The 15,482-nt window shown below is 62.9% G+C and carries 22 protein-coding genes; 6 read left to right on the top strand and 16 right to left on the bottom strand.

Annotated features, from left to right (window positions below; genetic code table 11):
• Positions 1–184: 184 nt before the first annotated feature.
• Positions 185–844 (bottom strand): ligase-associated DNA damage response endonuclease PdeM, encoded by a 660-nt coding sequence (gene pdeM / locus MRBLMA1_RS21365; RefSeq protein ID WP_363739725.1) that lies wholly within the window; start codon positions 842–844, stop codon positions 185–187.
• Between the two features lie 53 nt (positions 845–897).
• Between pdeM and MRBLMA1_RS21360 the strand changes: the two genes are divergently transcribed.
• Entirely contained in the window at positions 898–1,746 is an 849-nt protein-coding gene (locus MRBLMA1_RS21360; RefSeq protein ID WP_414714783.1) for a rhodanese-related sulfurtransferase, read from the top strand.
• Between the two features lie 77 nt (positions 1,747–1,823).
• Here the strand turns inward: MRBLMA1_RS21360 and MRBLMA1_RS21355 are convergent, their stop codons facing one another.
• The 3 genes from MRBLMA1_RS21355 to MRBLMA1_RS21345 are packed head-to-tail and all read right to left on the bottom strand — an operon-like array spanning position 1,824 to position 3,600.
• Positions 1,824–2,534: a M48 family metallopeptidase gene (locus tag MRBLMA1_RS21355; protein ID WP_363739722.1), complete on the bottom strand. Its 711-nt coding sequence runs from the start codon at positions 2,532–2,534 to the stop codon at positions 1,824–1,826.
• A complete protein-coding gene (locus MRBLMA1_RS21350; protein WP_133654478.1) occupies positions 2,515–2,940 on the bottom strand; it encodes a YcgN family cysteine cluster protein in 426 nt (141 codons plus the stop codon). The genes MRBLMA1_RS21355 and MRBLMA1_RS21350 overlap by 20 nt, the downstream gene beginning before the upstream one ends.
• Before the next feature lie 3 nt (positions 2,941–2,943).
• Positions 2,944–3,600, bottom strand: a complete 657-nt coding sequence (locus MRBLMA1_RS21345) for an SCO family protein (RefSeq protein ID WP_363739719.1) — start codon at positions 3,598–3,600, stop codon at positions 2,944–2,946.
• A 47-nt stretch (positions 3,601–3,647) separates the two neighbouring features.
• On the opposite strand from MRBLMA1_RS21345, the gene MRBLMA1_RS21340 reads away from it, so the two are divergent.
• Complete coding sequence (locus tag MRBLMA1_RS21340; RefSeq protein WP_363739717.1) at positions 3,648–4,271, top strand: ankyrin repeat domain-containing protein; 624 nt, start codon at positions 3,648–3,650, stop codon at positions 4,269–4,271.
• A 76-nt stretch (positions 4,272–4,347) separates the two neighbouring features.
• Here the strand turns inward: MRBLMA1_RS21340 and MRBLMA1_RS21335 are convergent, their stop codons facing one another.
• From MRBLMA1_RS21335 to MRBLMA1_RS21285, 11 genes are all read right to left on the bottom strand, one after another.
• The gene (locus MRBLMA1_RS21335) at positions 4,348–4,842 is read right to left on the bottom strand and encodes an MmcB family DNA repair protein (protein WP_133654476.1); all 495 of its coding nucleotides are present in this window, start codon (positions 4,840–4,842) and stop codon (positions 4,348–4,350) included.
• Between the two features lie 99 nt (positions 4,843–4,941).
• On the bottom strand, positions 4,942–5,589 hold the full coding sequence (locus MRBLMA1_RS21330; RefSeq protein WP_363739715.1) for a cell wall hydrolase: 648 nt from the start codon (positions 5,587–5,589) through the stop codon (positions 4,942–4,944).
• 177 nt (positions 5,590–5,766) lie between these two features.
• Positions 5,767–6,117: a DUF1491 family protein gene (locus tag MRBLMA1_RS21325; RefSeq protein ID WP_363739713.1), complete on the bottom strand. Its 351-nt coding sequence runs from the start codon at positions 6,115–6,117 to the stop codon at positions 5,767–5,769.
• The gene (locus MRBLMA1_RS21320) at positions 6,107–6,616 is read right to left on the bottom strand and encodes a PaaI family thioesterase (protein WP_363739711.1); all 510 of its coding nucleotides are present in this window, start codon (positions 6,614–6,616) and stop codon (positions 6,107–6,109) included. The genes MRBLMA1_RS21325 and MRBLMA1_RS21320 overlap by 11 nt, the downstream gene beginning before the upstream one ends.
• The gene (locus MRBLMA1_RS21315) at positions 6,576–7,043 is read right to left on the bottom strand and encodes a PTS sugar transporter subunit IIA (RefSeq protein ID WP_133654473.1); all 468 of its coding nucleotides are present in this window, start codon (positions 7,041–7,043) and stop codon (positions 6,576–6,578) included. Before MRBLMA1_RS21315 ends, MRBLMA1_RS21320 begins: the two co-directional genes overlap by 41 nt.
• A gap of 117 nt (positions 7,044–7,160) precedes the next feature.
• On the bottom strand, positions 7,161–7,757 hold the full coding sequence (gene hpf / locus MRBLMA1_RS21310; RefSeq protein ID WP_363739709.1) for a ribosome hibernation-promoting factor, HPF/YfiA family: 597 nt from the start codon (positions 7,755–7,757) through the stop codon (positions 7,161–7,163).
• Between the two features lie 94 nt (positions 7,758–7,851).
• Positions 7,852–8,544, bottom strand: coding sequence for a DNA polymerase III subunit epsilon (gene dnaQ, locus MRBLMA1_RS21305; protein WP_363739707.1), 693 nt, complete (start codon positions 8,542–8,544; stop codon positions 7,852–7,854).
• Between the two features lie 32 nt (positions 8,545–8,576).
• Complete coding sequence (gene coaE, locus MRBLMA1_RS21300; protein ID WP_363739705.1) at positions 8,577–9,170, bottom strand: dephospho-CoA kinase; 594 nt, start codon at positions 9,168–9,170, stop codon at positions 8,577–8,579.
• 19 nt (positions 9,171–9,189) lie between these two features.
• Positions 9,190–10,011, bottom strand: a complete 822-nt coding sequence (aroE, locus tag MRBLMA1_RS21295) for a shikimate dehydrogenase (RefSeq protein WP_363739703.1) — start codon at positions 10,009–10,011, stop codon at positions 9,190–9,192.
• Entirely contained in the window at positions 10,008–10,601 is a 594-nt protein-coding gene (locus MRBLMA1_RS21290; RefSeq protein ID WP_363739701.1) for a Maf family protein, read from the bottom strand. The genes aroE and MRBLMA1_RS21290 overlap by 4 nt, the downstream gene beginning before the upstream one ends.
• A 3-nt stretch (positions 10,602–10,604) precedes the next feature.
• Complete coding sequence (locus MRBLMA1_RS21285) at positions 10,605–11,426, bottom strand: pyruvate, water dikinase regulatory protein (protein WP_133654467.1); 822 nt, start codon at positions 11,424–11,426, stop codon at positions 10,605–10,607.
• Positions 11,427–11,715: 289 nt separating this feature from the next.
• Between MRBLMA1_RS21285 and hemE the strand changes: the two genes are divergently transcribed.
• Both hemE and MRBLMA1_RS21275 read left to right on the top strand, forming a co-directional pair.
• A complete protein-coding gene (gene hemE, locus MRBLMA1_RS21280) occupies positions 11,716–12,777 on the top strand; it encodes a uroporphyrinogen decarboxylase (protein ID WP_363739698.1) in 1,062 nt (353 codons plus the stop codon).
• 14 nt (positions 12,778–12,791) lie between these two features.
• Positions 12,792–13,232 (top strand): CopD family protein, encoded by a 441-nt coding sequence (locus MRBLMA1_RS21275; RefSeq protein WP_133654465.1) that lies wholly within the window; start codon positions 12,792–12,794, stop codon positions 13,230–13,232.
• A gap of 25 nt (positions 13,233–13,257) precedes the next feature.
• Here the strand turns inward: MRBLMA1_RS21275 and panC are convergent, their stop codons facing one another.
• Positions 13,258–14,103: a pantoate--beta-alanine ligase gene (gene panC, locus MRBLMA1_RS21270; protein WP_363739696.1), complete on the bottom strand. Its 846-nt coding sequence runs from the start codon at positions 14,101–14,103 to the stop codon at positions 13,258–13,260.
• A 110-nt stretch (positions 14,104–14,213) separates the two neighbouring features.
• Here panC and MRBLMA1_RS21265 point away from each other — a divergent pair, with 110 nt between their 5' ends.
• Both MRBLMA1_RS21265 and MRBLMA1_RS21260 read left to right on the top strand, forming a co-directional pair.
• The gene (locus MRBLMA1_RS21265) at positions 14,214–15,020 is read left to right on the top strand and encodes a division plane positioning ATPase MipZ (protein ID WP_363739694.1); all 807 of its coding nucleotides are present in this window, start codon (positions 14,214–14,216) and stop codon (positions 15,018–15,020) included.
• On the top strand, positions 15,020–15,466 hold the full coding sequence (locus tag MRBLMA1_RS21260) for a molecular chaperone DnaJ (RefSeq protein ID WP_363739691.1): 447 nt from the start codon (positions 15,020–15,022) through the stop codon (positions 15,464–15,466). The genes MRBLMA1_RS21265 and MRBLMA1_RS21260 overlap by 1 nt, the downstream gene beginning before the upstream one ends.
• Positions 15,467–15,482 lie beyond the last annotated feature (16 nt).

Below are 15,482 nucleotides of genomic sequence, written 5' to 3'. Positions count from 1 at the left end.
ATGCTCCCTCTCCTTTGCCGCACGGCTTGGCGCCGCGTCGAATTATGGTCGAACTATGCTGCCACAGCGGGGTGAAGGCAAGATATGCCTGATTTTCAGGGGCTTTTGCGCCAGATAGTGACCGGATTCTCATAGGCTGTAACGTAGAGGTCACAGCTTAAATTCCGGTTTCCGTAACGGCGGCCTATATTATGGGAAAGCGCAGCAGCCGGTCGGCGACCGGCACCAGGGCAGCTGCATCCGATCCCATCACCCGCCGAATCGCACCATGACCGGCATCCAGACCGCCGGTCAGCGCGCCCAGGGCAGGCAGAATCAATTTGGTCCGCGACCCGACGAAGCAGCGCCGCGACACATGGCGGCCCCGCACCGACAGGCGGAATTTGGGATGATAATGCCCTGATATCTCCGGCTGCGGGTCCACCGGGTCCGCCTCATGCCGCAGCCAGATGCCGTCCACCTGCATATCCGCGCAACGCCTGCCGCCAGGCGTCTGCGCCATGCCGACATCGTGATTGCCCGTGATCCAGACCCAGTCGACCCTGTCCGTCAGCAGCGCCAATCTTGCCCGTACCGCGGGGTCAAGCCGCGCCGCCCCATCGGCGTCATGGAAACTGTCGCCCAGCGACCAGACAGCCCGTGCGCCGGTCCGTTCGACCAGCATCTCGATCATGTCGAGCGTGGCATGGCTGTCGTGCGGGGGCAGGAATTGCCCGAACCGTGCGAACCAGCTCGCCTTTTCGAAATGCAGGTCCGCTACCAGCAGGGCGGAGCGCGCTGGCCAGAAAAGCGCAGCCTCCGGCAATGCCAGAAAATCGTGACCCGCGAACGAAAGGGGAACCATAGCTTGCCTATGCGCCCTTGCCCCGCTGCTTTCAAGAGGGCGAGGAAGCGGCTATGGGCGCTGGCATGGAATCCGCTTTCACCATCGCTGCGCTTTACCGTTTCGCGTCCTTCGACGATCCGCAGGCGATTGCCCGCGATCTGCGCCTGCTCTGCGCAGAAATCGGTACCTGCGGCACGCTGATCGTCGCGGGAGAGGGGATCAATGGCACGGTGGCCGGCAATGAAGCTGCCATTGGAAGGCTGGTGACGCATATCCGTGCCTTGCCCGGCTGCGCCGACCTCGACGTGAAATATGCTCATAGCGATACAGCGCCCTTCGCCCGCATGAAGGTGAAGGTGAAGGCAGAGATCGTCACGATGGGCGCAGCCGATCTTGATCCCGCGCATCAGGCGGGCAAGCGTCTCGATCCGGCGGCATGGAATGCCCTTATCGCCGATCCGGACACCGTCGTGATCGATACGCGCAACGGCTATGAAATATCGGTCGGCAGTTTCGAACGCGCGATCGATCCGGGTACCCGCTCATTTCGCGATTTTCCCGCATGGTTCGACGATTTCGCCGAAAAGCTCCGCGAGCAGGGCCGAAAGCCGCGCATCGCCATGTTCTGCACGGGCGGCATCAGATGCGAGAAATCGACCGCTCTGGTCCGCACGCGCGGCTTTGAGGAGGTCTATCACCTGCGCGGCGGCATATTGCGCTATCTGGAGGAAATGCCGGAAGAGGAAAGCCTGTGGCGCGGCGACTGCTATGTCTTCGATGAGCGGGTGGCGGTGGGCCATGGGCTGAAGGCAGGGGATTATGTCACCTGCCGCGCCTGCGGGCTGCCTCATGGTCGCGAGACTGCACATGATTGCCCGGCGGATGGGTCCGGGGTCTGGCCGCATCGGAACCAGCTGTAGAGGATCGGCCCGATGGTATTTCCATGGCCCTCGGCCAAGGTGGCGGTGAGATAGCGCTACTTCCTTCCCAGCGACTGTCACACGACGAAACGATGCAGCGCCGATCCATGGGTCCGCAGCCAGTTACGCGCCGGTCGGGGGTCTTCCCCCAGGATCCGCTGGTGCGCCGCGTGGAAGGCAGGGCTGTGGTCCATATGCAGCAGATGGGCCAGTTCATGCGCGACGGTGGCCCGCCGCACTCCCGGCGGACAAAGGATCAGTCGCCAGCTATAGCGGATCATTCCGCTGGAGGCACAGCTCGCCCAGCGGCTGTGCGGATCGCCAATGCCGACCGACGCCACGATCAGCCCATGGTCCCGCGCCATTTCATGGCTCTCGGTCTCCAGCACAGCCTTCGCCCGCATCTTCAGCCAGCGCAGGACACGCGGGCCCACCGATTCGGCCGCGCCACCAAGGAGCAGTCGATCCTCTTCCAGCCGGATCACGCGCGAGGCGCCCTCGACCCAGCAAATGCGCACCTCCCGCCCCTCCAGAGGAAAGGCGGCGCCGTCGCGGAGCATCACTTGCGCGGGTCTTCGCGCCATTTGCGAACGGACCCAACCTTCATGTTCCTGCGCCCAGCCGAGAGCGCGCTTCAGATTGGCCCGGCTTGGCAGTGACAGCCTGAGTTCACCGCGCGCATGATCCAGCGACAATCGATAGGCCTTTGCCCGCGCCGAGCGGTGCACCCGCACGGGAACGGCCACGCCATCGACGATCAGGACCGCGTCAGAGCTCTCTGTCGACAAGATGATTTTCCCAATCGCCGACATCCGCTTCGGCGATCGTCCAGCCGCGCACGGATTCCCGCGCATGGTGCACCGCTTCCCGATCGCCGCAGATCAGATAATGCCATTGCGGCAGCGGCTTTCCCTCTCCACGCAGCCGATAGGCGCAGGTGCGGGGCAGCCAGCTTATCGTCTTCACCTTCGCCGGGGTCAATCGCACGCAATCGGGCACGAATTGGCGGCGGTCCTTATAGTTGGAGCATTGCCCGCTGTGCCGGTCCAGCAGGCGGCAAGCGACATTGGTGGGGTAGATATGGCCGCTATCCTCGTCCTCGACCTTGTGCAGGCAGCATTTGCCGCAACCATCGCACAGCGCTTCCCACTCGCCGCGATCCAGTTTGTCGAGGGGCTTTTCCCAGAAGTCCAACCGTCACTTCACCCATTTTTCAAGGAAAGCCGTCACCTTTGCCGGCTCCCCCTCATCCACGTCCGGCGTTCCCGGATCGTCCACCGGAACCAGCGCGACCGGCGCGCCATCACCATCGAAAAGATAGGGCGTCCGGCTGTGGCTGACCAGATAGCCGCTGGCGCCCTTGGCCTCTTCCTTATTGTACAGGACCACGAAGTCCTTCGCCACCCTGGCAATTTCGTCAGGCGTACCGGTCAGGCCGATCAGGCGGGGATGGAAGGCAGCGACATAGGTTTTGAGGACGGCAGGCGTGTCCCGATCCGGATCGACGCTGATGAAGATCGGCTGGACCTTGGCCGCCAGGGCGGGCCGTTCCTTCTCGAACCGGGTGAAACCCTGCATGATCCGCTGCAGGTCAACGGGGCAGACATCAGGGCAATAGGTGTAGCCGAAATAGACCAGGCGATATTTGCCCTTGAAATCGTCCCAGCGGACCTTCCCGCCATCCTGATCGGTCAGGGTGAAGGGTGCACCGATGCGCGCGCCATGCAGATCGCCTTGGACGCTTTCGTCAGCGCTTGATGCATTGCCTCCGGCCCCCATATTGCAGGCTGCCAGCAGGACGGTCAGCGGCAGGGCGAGCGAAATCAGCGCTTTGTTCATGGCGCCGCCAGCCATGCCCTGCTATGGCCCGATTTGCAAATCCCAACGGGGCTATGGATAGAATGACAGGACGTTTTCCGGCTTGGATGGGGGTTGGCCGTGCCGCCGCCCTGACTCTGGCGCTGCTGTCGCCGGTTGCGGCGCAGGCGCAGTTTTCCGACAATTACAGTTTTCTCAAGGCGGTCAAGGATGCCGACGGGCAGAAGGTGACCGACCTGATCCAGAAGCCGGGATCGACCGTCATCAACAGCCGCGACGTCACGTCAGGCGATACCGCACTGCACCTGGTCGTCGCACGGCGGGACAATACATGGCTGACCTTCCTGCTGGCCAAGGGGGCCAACCCGAACCTCACCGACAATAATGGCAACACGCCGCTGATGGACGCGGTGCAGGCCCGTTTCGAGGAAGGCGTGCGCAGCCTGCTCAGCTTCAACGCGCAGGTCGACAAGGCCAATGGAAGTGGCGAAACCCCCCTGATCCGCGCCGTGCAACTGCGCGACGTCGAACTGGTCCGGCTGCTGGTGGCGCAAGGCGCCAATCCGGACAAGCGCGACACGATCGCCGGCATGTCGGCGCGGGATTATGCCGCGCGGGATTCGCGGACGCCGGGCCTGATGGAGGCCCTGAGCGCTGCCAAGACGACGGCCGCGCCCAAGGGACCGGTGCAGGGGCCGGTGTTCTGATATCCAGGCAAAACTGGTTATTTCCCCGCGCGCCGACGGGAATGGCTTCGAACCCCCCGGTTGCGTCCAGAACAGACTACCATCCCGTTTCAGCCGCATGATCCGGATCGGCCAGCGCCGTCAGGCGCCGTGCTGCCCTTCTGGCGAAGCGCAGCGTTTCCGCCTTCCGTCGCGCCGCCGCCAGCGGTTCCATCGGGGCCGGTCGCACCAGTTCGGCATCATATTGGTCCGCGACGATCAGTCCCGTTCGCCCCGGCCATAGCGCCTCGCTATCAAAGAGCGACAGGTCGAAGCCGGAAGGCACCGCCCAGAAATAACGGTCGCAATAGTCGAAATAATCAGGCCATTTCATATCACCCAACAGGTCGGCGCGGCTGCACTTGATCTCCACAATGGTGATTCTGCCCGCCCCGTCCAGCGCCATGATGTCGGCGCGGCGGCCATTGGGCAGCGGCACTTCCAATATCCCGCTCATATCATGCCGGAAGAACAGGCGCAGCGTTCCCCGCGCCACGGCCAATGCCGTGCCATCTGCAAGGGGCGAACAACTGTCGGAAAGATCGGACTCCATGTCGGGTTCTTAGAACAGGAAGGGAACAAAAGGAAAGGGCCGATTCAGGATCACCCGAACCGGCCCTTCATCACCCCCTGCGCGCTCAGCGCGAAACAGTCAGCGATAGAAGATATGATTGTCGATCGCGGCGAGCTGATGCTTGCCCCAGCCCGGCGAAACGCGGCGGGCATGGAAGAAGAGAGCACCCTCAGCCTTGCTGTTCCATCCATCTTCCATCGCGATCTGGGCGATGGCGACGGCCTCACGCCAGCTTTCGCTGCCCAAGCGGATGGGCGGCATGCCATTGCCGCGCACGAAGCTGAACTGGCCCCGCTGATAGACGACACCGCACAGACTGTCGGCAAAGCGGCCGGACTTGGCGCGGTTGATGATGACGCGGGCAACGGCCAACTGGCCTTCCAGGCTCTCACCCTTGGATTCGAAATAGACGGCGCCGGCCAGGCATTTCATGTCGCCGGAAACATCCTCGGGCGCGCCTTGGGCATTTACCAGCGCGGCGAGATCATCGGCCTTTACATCGGCGCTGTCGGAAAGGGGGGCCAGCGGCTGCACGACTTCGTGCGGCGCGGCGAAAGTGACGGCGGGCTTTGCACCGGCCGGAGCTGGATTCAGCTCATTGGTTCCCGGAAGGGAGACGGTCGATGGAGCAGCTTCGGAAGCGCTCGACATGTCGGCCGCGGTCACCGCCGCTGTGGCGGAAAGGGTAAATGCCGCGACGATCGCAGCCTTCAGACGAAAACTCATTACAACTCAAAATCGTGCGGTTCTTGGCCGGGAACGTCAAAAAAACCCCTGAAACACCGACGTTCGGCCGCCCCCCGTCTGCGTGTTTACCGCATCCGCCCCCCATGGACGAAGCCGGCAACCTGCGCGTTGAAAGCGTCGGAGGCCTCTGCCCGCGCGCGGAAAGGGAGTCAACGATTAACAGATCGTTTCAGCGGCGAACCGTTCCGCATCCACGATATCAAGCTCTATTATCCACAGGTCGGGGTCCGAACCGCGGCGGCGCGCAATATATTGAGCCATGGCCTCTGACCCTTTTTCCGGGTCCGGACCGCAACGGACCAGCCGGTAGCCGCCCGCATAATCAGGAACGCGCTCGAACAGGCCCTGTTCCCGGCTCTTTTCAAGCAGCTGGAGCAGAATCACGCCGCTGATCGCATCACCCTTCACCAACACCGTGGCAAAACCGCCCTCCGCCGCGCAGCGCCGCATCAGGACACCGACCAGCATCACGCTGGTCAGTCGCGCCTCGGGTGGATCAGCCGGCATAACCCGGCAGGGACGAGAGGGAAAATTGCGACCGCATGAAGGTGCCCGTACCGCGCCCAACCTCTTCGCCGTCCGCATCGATCAGGCTGGCTTCCGCCACATAGACGCGCCGCCGGCCGCTGATCCAGCGCCCCTCAGCCCGGATCCGGCCAGGTCCGATCGGGCGGGTGAACAACAGGTTGAAGCTCGTAGTCAGCAGGAAACGGTCGCTCACCAGGCTGTTGGCCGCGTAGAAGGCCGCATCGTCCAGCATTTTGAAATAGACCGTGCCGTGCACCGCGCCGGCGGCGTGGAACTGCGTCTCGTCCACGTCGAAATGAATGATCGAGCGGCCCTCTTCGGGAATCGTCAATTCGGACCGGAACAGCCGGTTGATCGGTGCGGAACGGTAGAGACTCTCAAGCGCCCGGAAATGCGCGGCCTCGCCACTGGGCGAGGTGCTGGCCGGCGATACCGGGTCAGGCCGCGTCACGCGCCTCGCCACCAGCCAGCAGGGCATGAAGGGCCGCCGTCGACTTGGCGCCGCGCAACCGGGCAACCTGCCCCTCGTCACGCAGGTAGCGGGAAACGCGGGCCAGCGTCTTCAGATGCTCCGCTCCCGAATCGACGGGAGAGAGCAGCGCGAAGACGATGTCCACCGGCGCCTCGTCCACCGCGTCGAAGGGAACCGGCGGGTCGAGCAGAACGACCACGCCGCTCATTTTCTGGAGGCCGGGAATCTTGGCATGGGGAATCGCCACTCCACCGCCGAAACCCGTCGAACCCAGCTTCTCACGCTCCAGCAGAGCTTCCGCCACCAGGTCGGCTGCCAGTCCGTAGGCCTGCGCGGCAAGCGCCGCAACTTTTTGGAACAACTGCTTCTTGCCGTTCACCGAAAGGGCGGTGCCCAATGCATCCGGTGCGACGATATCATTGAAATGAACCATGCCGAATCCCAGCCGAGCCGCGCCCAGCTTCGGAAAAATGGCGCAACGCCCGGATCTTTAAAGTCCGGCCCCATAGGCCGCCAGCAGAGCCAGGTCAACCGGCGGCCAGGGAGGCGTTCAGCTCAGCCGCGGTTCCACCCAGCCAATGGTACCGTCGTGCCGGCGATAAACCATGTTGTATGCCGCCGTCCCCGCATTGAGGAACAACAGCGCGTTGGTGTTGCGCAGGTCGAGCATCATCACTGCGTCGGACACGCTGGCTTCGGGAATGTCGACCCGGGTTTCCGCCACGATCAGTGGTGCTTCTGCCGGTTCCTCCTCATCGGCCGGGGAAGCGAATATCGTGTAGCCGGCGCCATCCAGCTCCTCAACGCCATATCCATTGGTCCGGCTTGCCTCGGCCGCGGCCGCCTGTGCGCTGCGGTCCTTCAGGCGACGCAGATAGCGGCGCAATTGCTTCTCGATCCGTTCGGCCGCCTGATCGAAGGCGGGATGCGCCTCCTGCGCCTCTCCCGCGCCCTTCAGGATCAGGCCAGTCATCACATGGCAGACGATGTCGCAATGGAAGGCGCCGTGCGGAGCTGGTCGAAAGGTGACCTGAGCGGAAAGCGCGCGGGAAAAATATTTCTCGGCCATGGCCTCCAGACGGGACCAGACATGCTCCTTGAGCGCGTCGCCCGTATCGACCTGATGTCCGGAAACACGAATATCCATATGCCTTCTCCTTATTCTTGCCGGACCGCCCGGGATGGCGGCCCGGTTGGCGTGGAGGCCTGAAGGCTGGGCATCCCGGACGGGGATGCCCGATTCAGGCCTCCTCAAGCCAGAGCGGCTTTTCCAGCGTCGCGACGAACGCTGCATGCCGCTCCAGCTCCTCCGCGCTCGCTGAAAAAATGCGCGCGGGACGAACAGGGCGAACCGCGACTTCCGTCGCAAGTTCCACATTTATAACGAGTTTCTCTTCCTCCTGTGCAAGACCAAGGCCGATCTGACGGCCGCCGGTCAGTTCGATATAAAGCTGGGCCAGCAATTCGGCGTCGAGCAGGGCGCCATGCTTGATGCGATGGCTGCGGTCTATGCCGTAGCGGGTGCAGAGCGCGTCAAGGCTGTGCTTCGCGCCGGGGTGGAGCTGCCGCGCTATGGCGACGGTGTCGATCATCCGATCCATCGACACTTCGGGCAACCCGCACAATTTCAGTTCATGGTTGAGGAAACCGAAATCAAAACGCGCATTATGCGCGACCAGATGGCTGTCCTCCAGAAAGGCCAGCAGTTCCTCCGCGCCGTGTATGAAAAGCGGCTTGTCCTTGAGGAATATGTCCGAAAGGCCATGAACGGCCTCCGCTGCTGCGGGCATGGACCGTTGCGGATTGTAATAAGCGTGGAAGGTGCGCCCCGTGGGCACCCGGTTCAGGAGCTCAATACATCCGATCTCGACCAGACGATCGCCGGAGGCCGGATCGAATCCCGTCGTTTCGGTGTCGAAAATAATCTCGCGCATCGCCCTCTACAACGACTCTTGCCGGATCCCTCTTATCGGCCTGTCTTCGCACCAAGGCAAGCGACCAAGCGGCGCACCTGGAAGCGTGTTTCGGCGAAGGTCGTGCCGGTATGGATGATATAATCGGCCCGCCGCCGCTTTTCAGCATCGGGTATTTGCAGATGGACAATCCGGCGAAACTTCGCAGCGGTCATGCCGGGCCGTCCCAGGACTCGCTTGCGCTGCTTCCAGGCCGGGGCCGTGACCACGATGACGCCTGCCAGCTTGCGATAGCCATGAGTCTCGAACAGCAGTGGAATGTCCAGCACGACGAACTTGCGCGATCGGTTCCGTTGCAAGAACGCCTTGCGGCCCTGCTGCACGGCGGGATGGACAATGGCTTCCAGCGCCTTCAATTCCTGCGGATGACCGAAGACCGCGGCGCCCAGTTTCGCCCGGTCGACACCTTTGACACTCGTCGTGCCGGGAAAGCGCGCCTCTATCGCCGGCAGCAGCGCGCCGCCTGGACCCTGCAGCCGATGCACCTCCGCATCGGCATCGAACAGCGGAACCCCTTCCCGCCGCAGCATGGCCGCGACGGCGGATTTGCCCATGCCGATGGAACCGGTGAGGCCATAGATCTTCATCCCATCATCTTCATCGACATCAGGCGGCGAGCAACAGGGCGCGCAATTCCTCATCCCGATCGCGGGGCGCCTCTGCATCGAAGAAGATGTCGAAGGCCAGGGCCGCCTGCCCGATCAGCATCTCCAACCCGTCGAGGGTCTTCAATTCCCTCCTGCGCGCCGCCTTGAGCAGCTCCGTCTCCAGCGGCGCATAGACGATGTCATAGACCGTCGCTTCGGCACCCAGGGGCGCCAGATCCAGATCCAGCACTGGCTGGCCGATCATGCCGAGCGAGCTGGTGTTGACGAGCAGGTCGGCCTGGGGCAGCGGATCGGTCATGCCGATCACGCGGCCGTTGAATCCTGCCCGGTCCAGCAATGCCTGCCCCTTTGCCGGATCACGCGCCATGACGGTGACGTCCGGCACCCCAAGGCTCATCAACGCGAACAGGATCGCCCGCGCAGCGCCGCCAGCGCCGACCAGAACGGCGCTCTGCCCCCTCCATTTGTCACGCAATAAAGGCTGCAGGAACCCGCCAGCATCCGTATTGGTGCCGATCAACGGCCCGCCCGTTTCGCTGGCGATGGTGTTCATGGCACCGATCCGGTCACGCACCCCACCCGGATCGTCGGTATAGTCCATCACCGCGATCTTGTGCGGGATCGTGACGTTGCAGCCAAGCCAGTCCGGATCGGCCCGCCGCGCCAGGAAATAGGCGGCCAGACCCTCGCTGGTGACGTGGGTCTTCCTGTATTCCGCCTCTATTCCCAGCACATCCAGCCAGAAATTATGGATCAGCGGCGATTTGCTGTGCGCGATCGGATCACCGATCACTTCGGCATAGGGGAGCGTATCGGTCATGCCGCCAGAACGCCCCGGATGCGCAGAAAGTCAAGCAAAGGCAGCAGCGGCAGGCCCTGAATCGCAAATTGGCTGCCTTCGACCCGGCTGAAAAGCTGCGCGCCCGGCCCTTCGATCCGGTAGCAGCCGACGCACCAGCGGCATTGCTCCCAATCCCCATCGAGATAGGATGCGATGAACGCGTCCGACAAGGGTCGCACCGTCATCCGCACCCGTTCGACATGGCGCCAGATCGGTTCGCCGTTCAGGGCGATCACCGCCGCGCTGTGGAGATGATGCACGCGGCCGGAAAGCAGCTTCAATATGCGCTCCGCATCGGCACGGTCGACCGCCTTGTCGATCATCGTGCCGTCGTCGAGGCTGAGAGTCTGGTCACAGCCCAACACCAGTCCGCCCGGCACCCGGCGCGACACGCGCAACGCCTTCAGTTCGGCCAGGGCATCGGCCAGTTTCCGCGCATCCAGCCCGTCAGCGCGCAGTGCATCCCTGGCGGCCTCCTCATCGACACCGGGAGACAAGGCCTCGAACGGAACCTGCGCCGCTTCCAGCAGCGCGCGGCGGCTCGCGCTTTGCGATGCCAGCACGATCATGACTTAACTCCCTTCCGCCAGAACGCGGTCGTTGAACAGGTTGATGATGGCAGCTGCTGCTTCCTCGATGGAACGGCGAGTCATGTCGATCACCGGCCAGCCATTGTCCGCAAACATGCGCCGGGCAAAGGCCAGCTCCTCCTGCACCCTGTCGATGTGGACATAGCTCGTCTCTGGCGCCTGGTTCAGCGAGAGCAGGCGATTGCGGCGAATCTGCACCAGCCGTTCCGGACTGACGGTCAGCCCGACTACCATCGGATGCTTGAGCGTATAGAGACTGCGCGGCGGTGGCGACTGGATCACCAACGGAATATTGGCGGTCTTGTATCCGCGATTGGCAAGATAGATGGAGGTGGGTGTCTTGGACGCGCGCGACACCCCCGCCAGCACGATGTCTGCCTCTTCCCAATTTTCATGACCCACGCCGTCATCATGGGCTATGGTGAACTGGATTGCCTCGATCCGGGCGAAATAGGCCTCGTCCAATATATGCTTGCGCCCCGGCCGGTTGCGCGTTTCCTGACCCAATATGTTGGAGAGTGCGTCAGTCACACTGTCCAGCGCGGCGACATGCGGCAGGCCGAGCGCCCGGCAGCGCGTCTCCAGACGTCGGCGAAGCTGGTGATTGGACAGGGTGAACAGAACCAGGCCCGGATTGGCGGCGATCTCCTCCATGATGCGGTCGAGATGGACATCGGAGCGTACCATCGGCCAGAAATGGCGTACGGCTTCGACATTCTCGAAAGCGCCGATCGCAGCCTTGGCAATGTTTTCCAGCGTTTCGCCGGTAGAGTCCGAAAGCAGGTGGAGATGGATGCGCGACATGAAGCATATCTCTGTGGGGAGGCTGTGGATAAAGCAAGGGATAGGTTGCGGGGAAAATCAGCGCCTTATCGCCCTCCTCGATTCCGGTAATCTTGTCCACAGGCCGCAAACAGGCGGTGATTTTTATCCACAGGCTGTGGATAACGGGAATAAACGGACTGACTCGGACGGGAATCAGCCGCCTCAAGGAGTCAAGTTGTTGGCAAATCGGGGCACAGCGCATAAACCCCGCTGCCAACCGCTCTACTATCTCCATCATCCTTTTTTGAATCTAAATATAAGAGAGTCTATGACGGGACCTGATGCCGGCCGTTCGAATGGGCCATCCGCCAAGCCGTTGCTTTCAGTCCTGAAAGGCGAGCGCCCCGATGTGCCGCCCATTTGGCTGATGCGGCAGGCGGGCCGCTATCTGCCGGAATATCGGGCCTTGCGAGCCGAAAAAGGCGGATTCCTGGAACTCGTCTATGACAGCGCGGCGGCGGCGGAGGTGACTCTCCAGCCCCTGCGGCGATTTGGTTTCGATGGCGCGATCCTGTTTTCCGATATTCTCATCGTGCCCTATGCCATGGGACAGGATCTCTGGTTCGAAGCCGGGGAAGGCCCGCGGCTGGCCCCAGTCCTGGCGGAAACGGAACTGTCGGCCCTCAAACCCGATTTCAGCCGCTACGAGGCGGTCTATGAGACCGTCCGACGGGTCAGGGCGGCGCTGGACCCCCAGGTGACCTTTCTCGGCTTTGCAGGCAGCCCCTGGACCATCGCGACCTATATGGTTGCCGGGCAGGGCAGCAAGGACCAGGGTGCAGCCCGCCGTCTCGCCTATCAGCAACCACAGAAATTCGGCGCGATCATCGATGCGATCATCGACGCTACGGTCGTCTATCTTTCCGGCCAGATCGACGCGGGGGTAGAGGCCGTGCAGCTCTTCGACAGCTGGGCAGGCAGCCTTGCCCCGCTGGAGTTCGAACGCTGGGTGATCCAGCCCAACAGGCGGATCGTGGAGAAGCTGAAGGCGATCCACCCCACCATTCCCGTGATCGGCTTTCCCAAGGGCGCCGGCGCCAAGCTGGCGGATTACGCCGTGGGGACAGGCGTCGATGCCGTCGGCGTCGATGAAACCGTCGATCCGCATTGGGCGAACCGCGCGCTGCCGCAGGGATTGCCGGTGCAGGGAAATCTCGATCCCCTGGCACTGATCGCCGGCGGCAAGGCAGTGGAAGAAGCCGTCGACAACATCCGTGCCGCCTTTGCCGGGCGACCGCACATTTTCAACCTGGGCCACGGGATTCTCCCCGACACCCCCATTGATCATGTGGAAGCGCTGCTTAGCTATGTGCGCCGGACGCGGTCATAGCGGGAGATTGGACCATGCCTTATCTGGGAGCAGCCTATTTGTGGGTCAAAGCCGCGCATGTCATCTTCGTCATCTTCCTGATGGCGGGCCTGTTCATGATGCCGCGCTTCTTCGTCTATCACCAGCAATGTCCGGTGGGGTCCGACGAGGATAGAAAATGGATCGACCGTGAACGGCGGCTGCTCAGGATCATCCTCAACCCGTCCATCATCCTGGTCTGGATCTTCGGCTTGATGTTGATGGTGGAGATCGGCGCCTGGCACTTCGGCTGGTTCCATCTGAAGCTGCTCTTCGTGCTGGGCCTGTCGGCCTATCATGGCTGGATCGCAGGCTATGTCAAAAAGCTGGCCAAAGGGGAGCGTCCGCTCAGCGAGAAGCAGTTGCGGTTGCTGAATGAAGTTCCGGGAATTGCCGCCGCCGTGATCGTTATCGCGGTGATCGTGAAGCCGTTCTGATGTCGATCAGATCTGGCGTGCCTGGTCACGCCGGATCGACCGGAATATTGTCGATCAGCCGCGTCTTGCCGATCTTCGCCGCGCCCAGCAGCCTTGCCGGACGGTCCAGCACCGACATCGGTTCCAGAGTCACCGCGTCGCACAGCGTCACATAATCGATCGGGTCGAATCCATGGGCCGCCAGCAAGGTGATCGCCTTGGCGAGGGCAGCCTCGACGGTCGCGCCATTTTTCATCTGCCGGGCCGCTTCGCCCAGGGCGCGGGGCAGAGCCAGCGCCTCCTTCCGTTCTTCTTCCGTCAGATAGGCGTTGCGCGACGACAGCGCCAATCCATCCTCCGCTCGCTGGGTCGGCACCCCGACGATCTCGATGGGCACGTCCAGGTCGCGCACCATCTGCCGGATCACGGCGAGTTGCTGATAGTCCTTTTCCCCAAACAGCGCGACATCGGGACGGACCTGGTTGAACAGCTTCGTCACCACCGTGGCCACGCCGTCGAAATGGCCCGGTCGCGCCGCGCCGTCCAGCCCTTCGGTGAGGCCGGAGACGGAGATGTTGGTGGCATAGCCGGCCGGGTACATGACCTCGACGCTTGGCGCCCAGAGGATGTCCACTCCGGCCGCCTGCAACATCTGCGCGTCCTTGGACTCGCGCCGGGGATAGGCGTCCAGATCCTCGTTCACGCCAAACTGGCGCGGATTGACGAAGACCGACACGGCGACATGCCCGGCATGGCGGCGCGCTTCCTCGACCAGCGCCATATGCCCGTCATGCAAAGCGCCCATGGTGGGCACCAGCGCCAGCGGTTTTCCGTCGCTTTTCAGCGTATCGACAGCAGTGCGCAGCGAAGGCAGGTCACGGAGGGTTTGCACGACAGGAACGGCTCCGATAAGGGCATCATCAGGGGTACATCCTGCTAAAGGCACGACCGGCTGAAACGGTCAAGAATCATTGCGACAATCAACGGGGTTACAAAGGTCCGATGGCGAACGCCCAAACGCACCATATCGTCTTCGCCAATGAGAAAGGCGGAACCGGCAAGTCCACCACGGCCGTGCATACGGCCATCGCGTTGACGGTATTGGGTCATCGCGTCGGCATGATCGACCTCGACCCGCGCCAGCGCACCATCACCCGTTATATGGAAAACCGCGCCGACACCGCGCGCCGCCGTGCCATCGACCTGCCTACCCCCGATTTCGCGGTGTTCACGGGCGACAGTGTCGAAGCGTTGAACGAACAGGCCGCTGCGATGGCGCAGGACAAGGATTTCCTGGTCATCGACACGCCCGGCCGCGACGATGACTATGCCCGTCACATGGCTGCCCGCGCCCATACGCTGGTGACGCCGATGAACGACAGCTTCGTCGATTTCGACCTGATCGGGCAGGTCGACGCCGAAACCTTCAAGGTGAAGCGGCTCTCCTTCTATTCCGAGCTGATCTTCGAGGCGCGCAAGACCCGCGCCAAGGCCGACGGCGTCACCATCGACTGGGTGGTGCTGCGCAATCGTGTCCAGCATCATGATGCGCGCAACAAGAAGCGGGTGGGCGACGCGCTGATGGAATTGTCGCGCCGGGTCGGTTTCCGCGTGATTCCAGGCTTGTCGGAGCGCGTGATCTTCCGCGAACTCTTCCCGTCGGGCTTGACGCTGCTGGACAAGGGGCATCTGGGTGAACTGGGCGTCAGCCATATCGCCGCACGGCAGGAACTGCGCGAGATGGTGTCGGGTCTTGCCCTTCCCTCGCGTGACGAGGTCGCGCCGATGGATCTCCTCGGCGCGGCCTGATGGGTCTGCTTGCCCTGGCTTTGATCGGGCTTGCCGCCTGGCTTGTCTGGACGGGACGATTGCAACGCATGACCGCAAAGGATGGGATGGCGCTGGGTGCCGCTCTGGTCGGCGCGGTCATGGCGGCCAAGGGCAAGCCGCTGGTCGGTGCACCGCTGCTGATTGGTGCCGCGCTGTTCTTTTCCGCCAGGAGCCGGCCGGGCAGGGCAAAGGCTCGATCGAGCGGTCCCGCCACGCAAACCATTGCTCCGCAGGCGATCGTCGAGGCCCGCAAACTGCTGGGCGTGGGGTCGGATGCCGATGCCCGCGCCATCCGCGCCGCGCATCGCCGGCTTATCGCCTCGGTCCATCCGGACAAGGGTGGCACCGAAGCGCTGGCCGCCCAGATCAATGCGGCGCGTGACCTGTTGATCCAGGAAGTAACGCAGCGTCACAAAACCCCCTGAAACCTAAGGAGAGGAT

It is taken from the genome of Sphingobium sp. LMA1-1-1.1 (assembly GCF_040676365.1).
GTDB lineage: Bacteria > Pseudomonadota > Alphaproteobacteria > Sphingomonadales > Sphingomonadaceae > Sphingobium.
This window is presented reverse-complemented; position numbering and strand designations above follow the sequence as displayed.

Bases quoted from the DNA above. Each gene is read 5' to 3' on its own strand.
- MRBLMA1_RS21335 (WP_133654476.1), bottom strand. From the start codon at position 4,842: ATGGAGTCCGATCTTTCCGACAGTTGTTCGCCCCTTGCAGATGGCACG.
- MRBLMA1_RS21330 (WP_363739715.1), bottom strand. From the start codon at position 5,589: ATGAGTTTTCGTCTGAAGGCTGCGATCGTCGCGGCATTTACCCTTTCC.
- MRBLMA1_RS21290 (WP_363739701.1), bottom strand. From the start codon at position 10,601: ATGATCGTGCTGGCATCGCAAAGCGCGAGCCGCCGCGCGCTGCTGGAA.
- aroE (WP_363739703.1), bottom strand. From the start codon at position 10,011: ATGACCGATACGCTCCCCTATGCCGAAGTGATCGGTGATCCGATCGCG.
- hpf (WP_363739709.1), bottom strand. From the start codon at position 7,757: ATGGATATTCGTGTTTCCGGACATCAGGTCGATACGGGCGACGCGCTC.
- MRBLMA1_RS21285 (WP_133654467.1), bottom strand. From the start codon at position 11,426: ATGTCGCGCATCCATCTCCACCTGCTTTCGGACTCTACCGGCGAAACG.
- MRBLMA1_RS21275 (WP_133654465.1), top strand. From the start codon at position 12,792: ATGCCTTATCTGGGAGCAGCCTATTTGTGGGTCAAAGCCGCGCATGTC.
- MRBLMA1_RS21345 (WP_363739719.1), bottom strand. From the start codon at position 3,600: ATGGCTGGCGGCGCCATGAACAAAGCGCTGATTTCGCTCGCCCTGCCG.
- MRBLMA1_RS21260 (WP_363739691.1), top strand. From the start codon at position 15,020: ATGGGTCTGCTTGCCCTGGCTTTGATCGGGCTTGCCGCCTGGCTTGTC.
- MRBLMA1_RS21320 (WP_363739711.1), bottom strand. From the start codon at position 6,616: ATGCCCTGCTGGCTGGTGGCGAGGCGCGTGACGCGGCCTGACCCGGTA.
- MRBLMA1_RS21340 (WP_363739717.1), top strand. From the start codon at position 3,648: ATGACAGGACGTTTTCCGGCTTGGATGGGGGTTGGCCGTGCCGCCGCC.
- MRBLMA1_RS21315 (WP_133654473.1), bottom strand. From the start codon at position 7,043: ATGGTTCATTTCAATGATATCGTCGCACCGGATGCATTGGGCACCGCC.
- pdeM (WP_363739725.1), bottom strand. From the start codon at position 844: ATGGTTCCCCTTTCGTTCGCGGGTCACGATTTTCTGGCATTGCCGGAG.
- hemE (WP_363739698.1), top strand. From the start codon at position 11,716: ATGACGGGACCTGATGCCGGCCGTTCGAATGGGCCATCCGCCAAGCCG.
- coaE (WP_363739705.1), bottom strand. From the start codon at position 9,170: ATGAAGATCTATGGCCTCACCGGTTCCATCGGCATGGGCAAATCCGCC.
- MRBLMA1_RS21325 (WP_363739713.1), bottom strand. From the start codon at position 6,117: ATGCCGGCTGATCCACCCGAGGCGCGACTGACCAGCGTGATGCTGGTC.
- dnaQ (WP_363739707.1), bottom strand. From the start codon at position 8,544: ATGCGCGAGATTATTTTCGACACCGAAACGACGGGATTCGATCCGGCC.
- MRBLMA1_RS21265 (WP_363739694.1), top strand. From the start codon at position 14,214: ATGGCGAACGCCCAAACGCACCATATCGTCTTCGCCAATGAGAAAGGC.
- MRBLMA1_RS21360 (WP_414714783.1), top strand. From the start codon at position 898: ATGGGCGCTGGCATGGAATCCGCTTTCACCATCGCTGCGCTTTACCGT.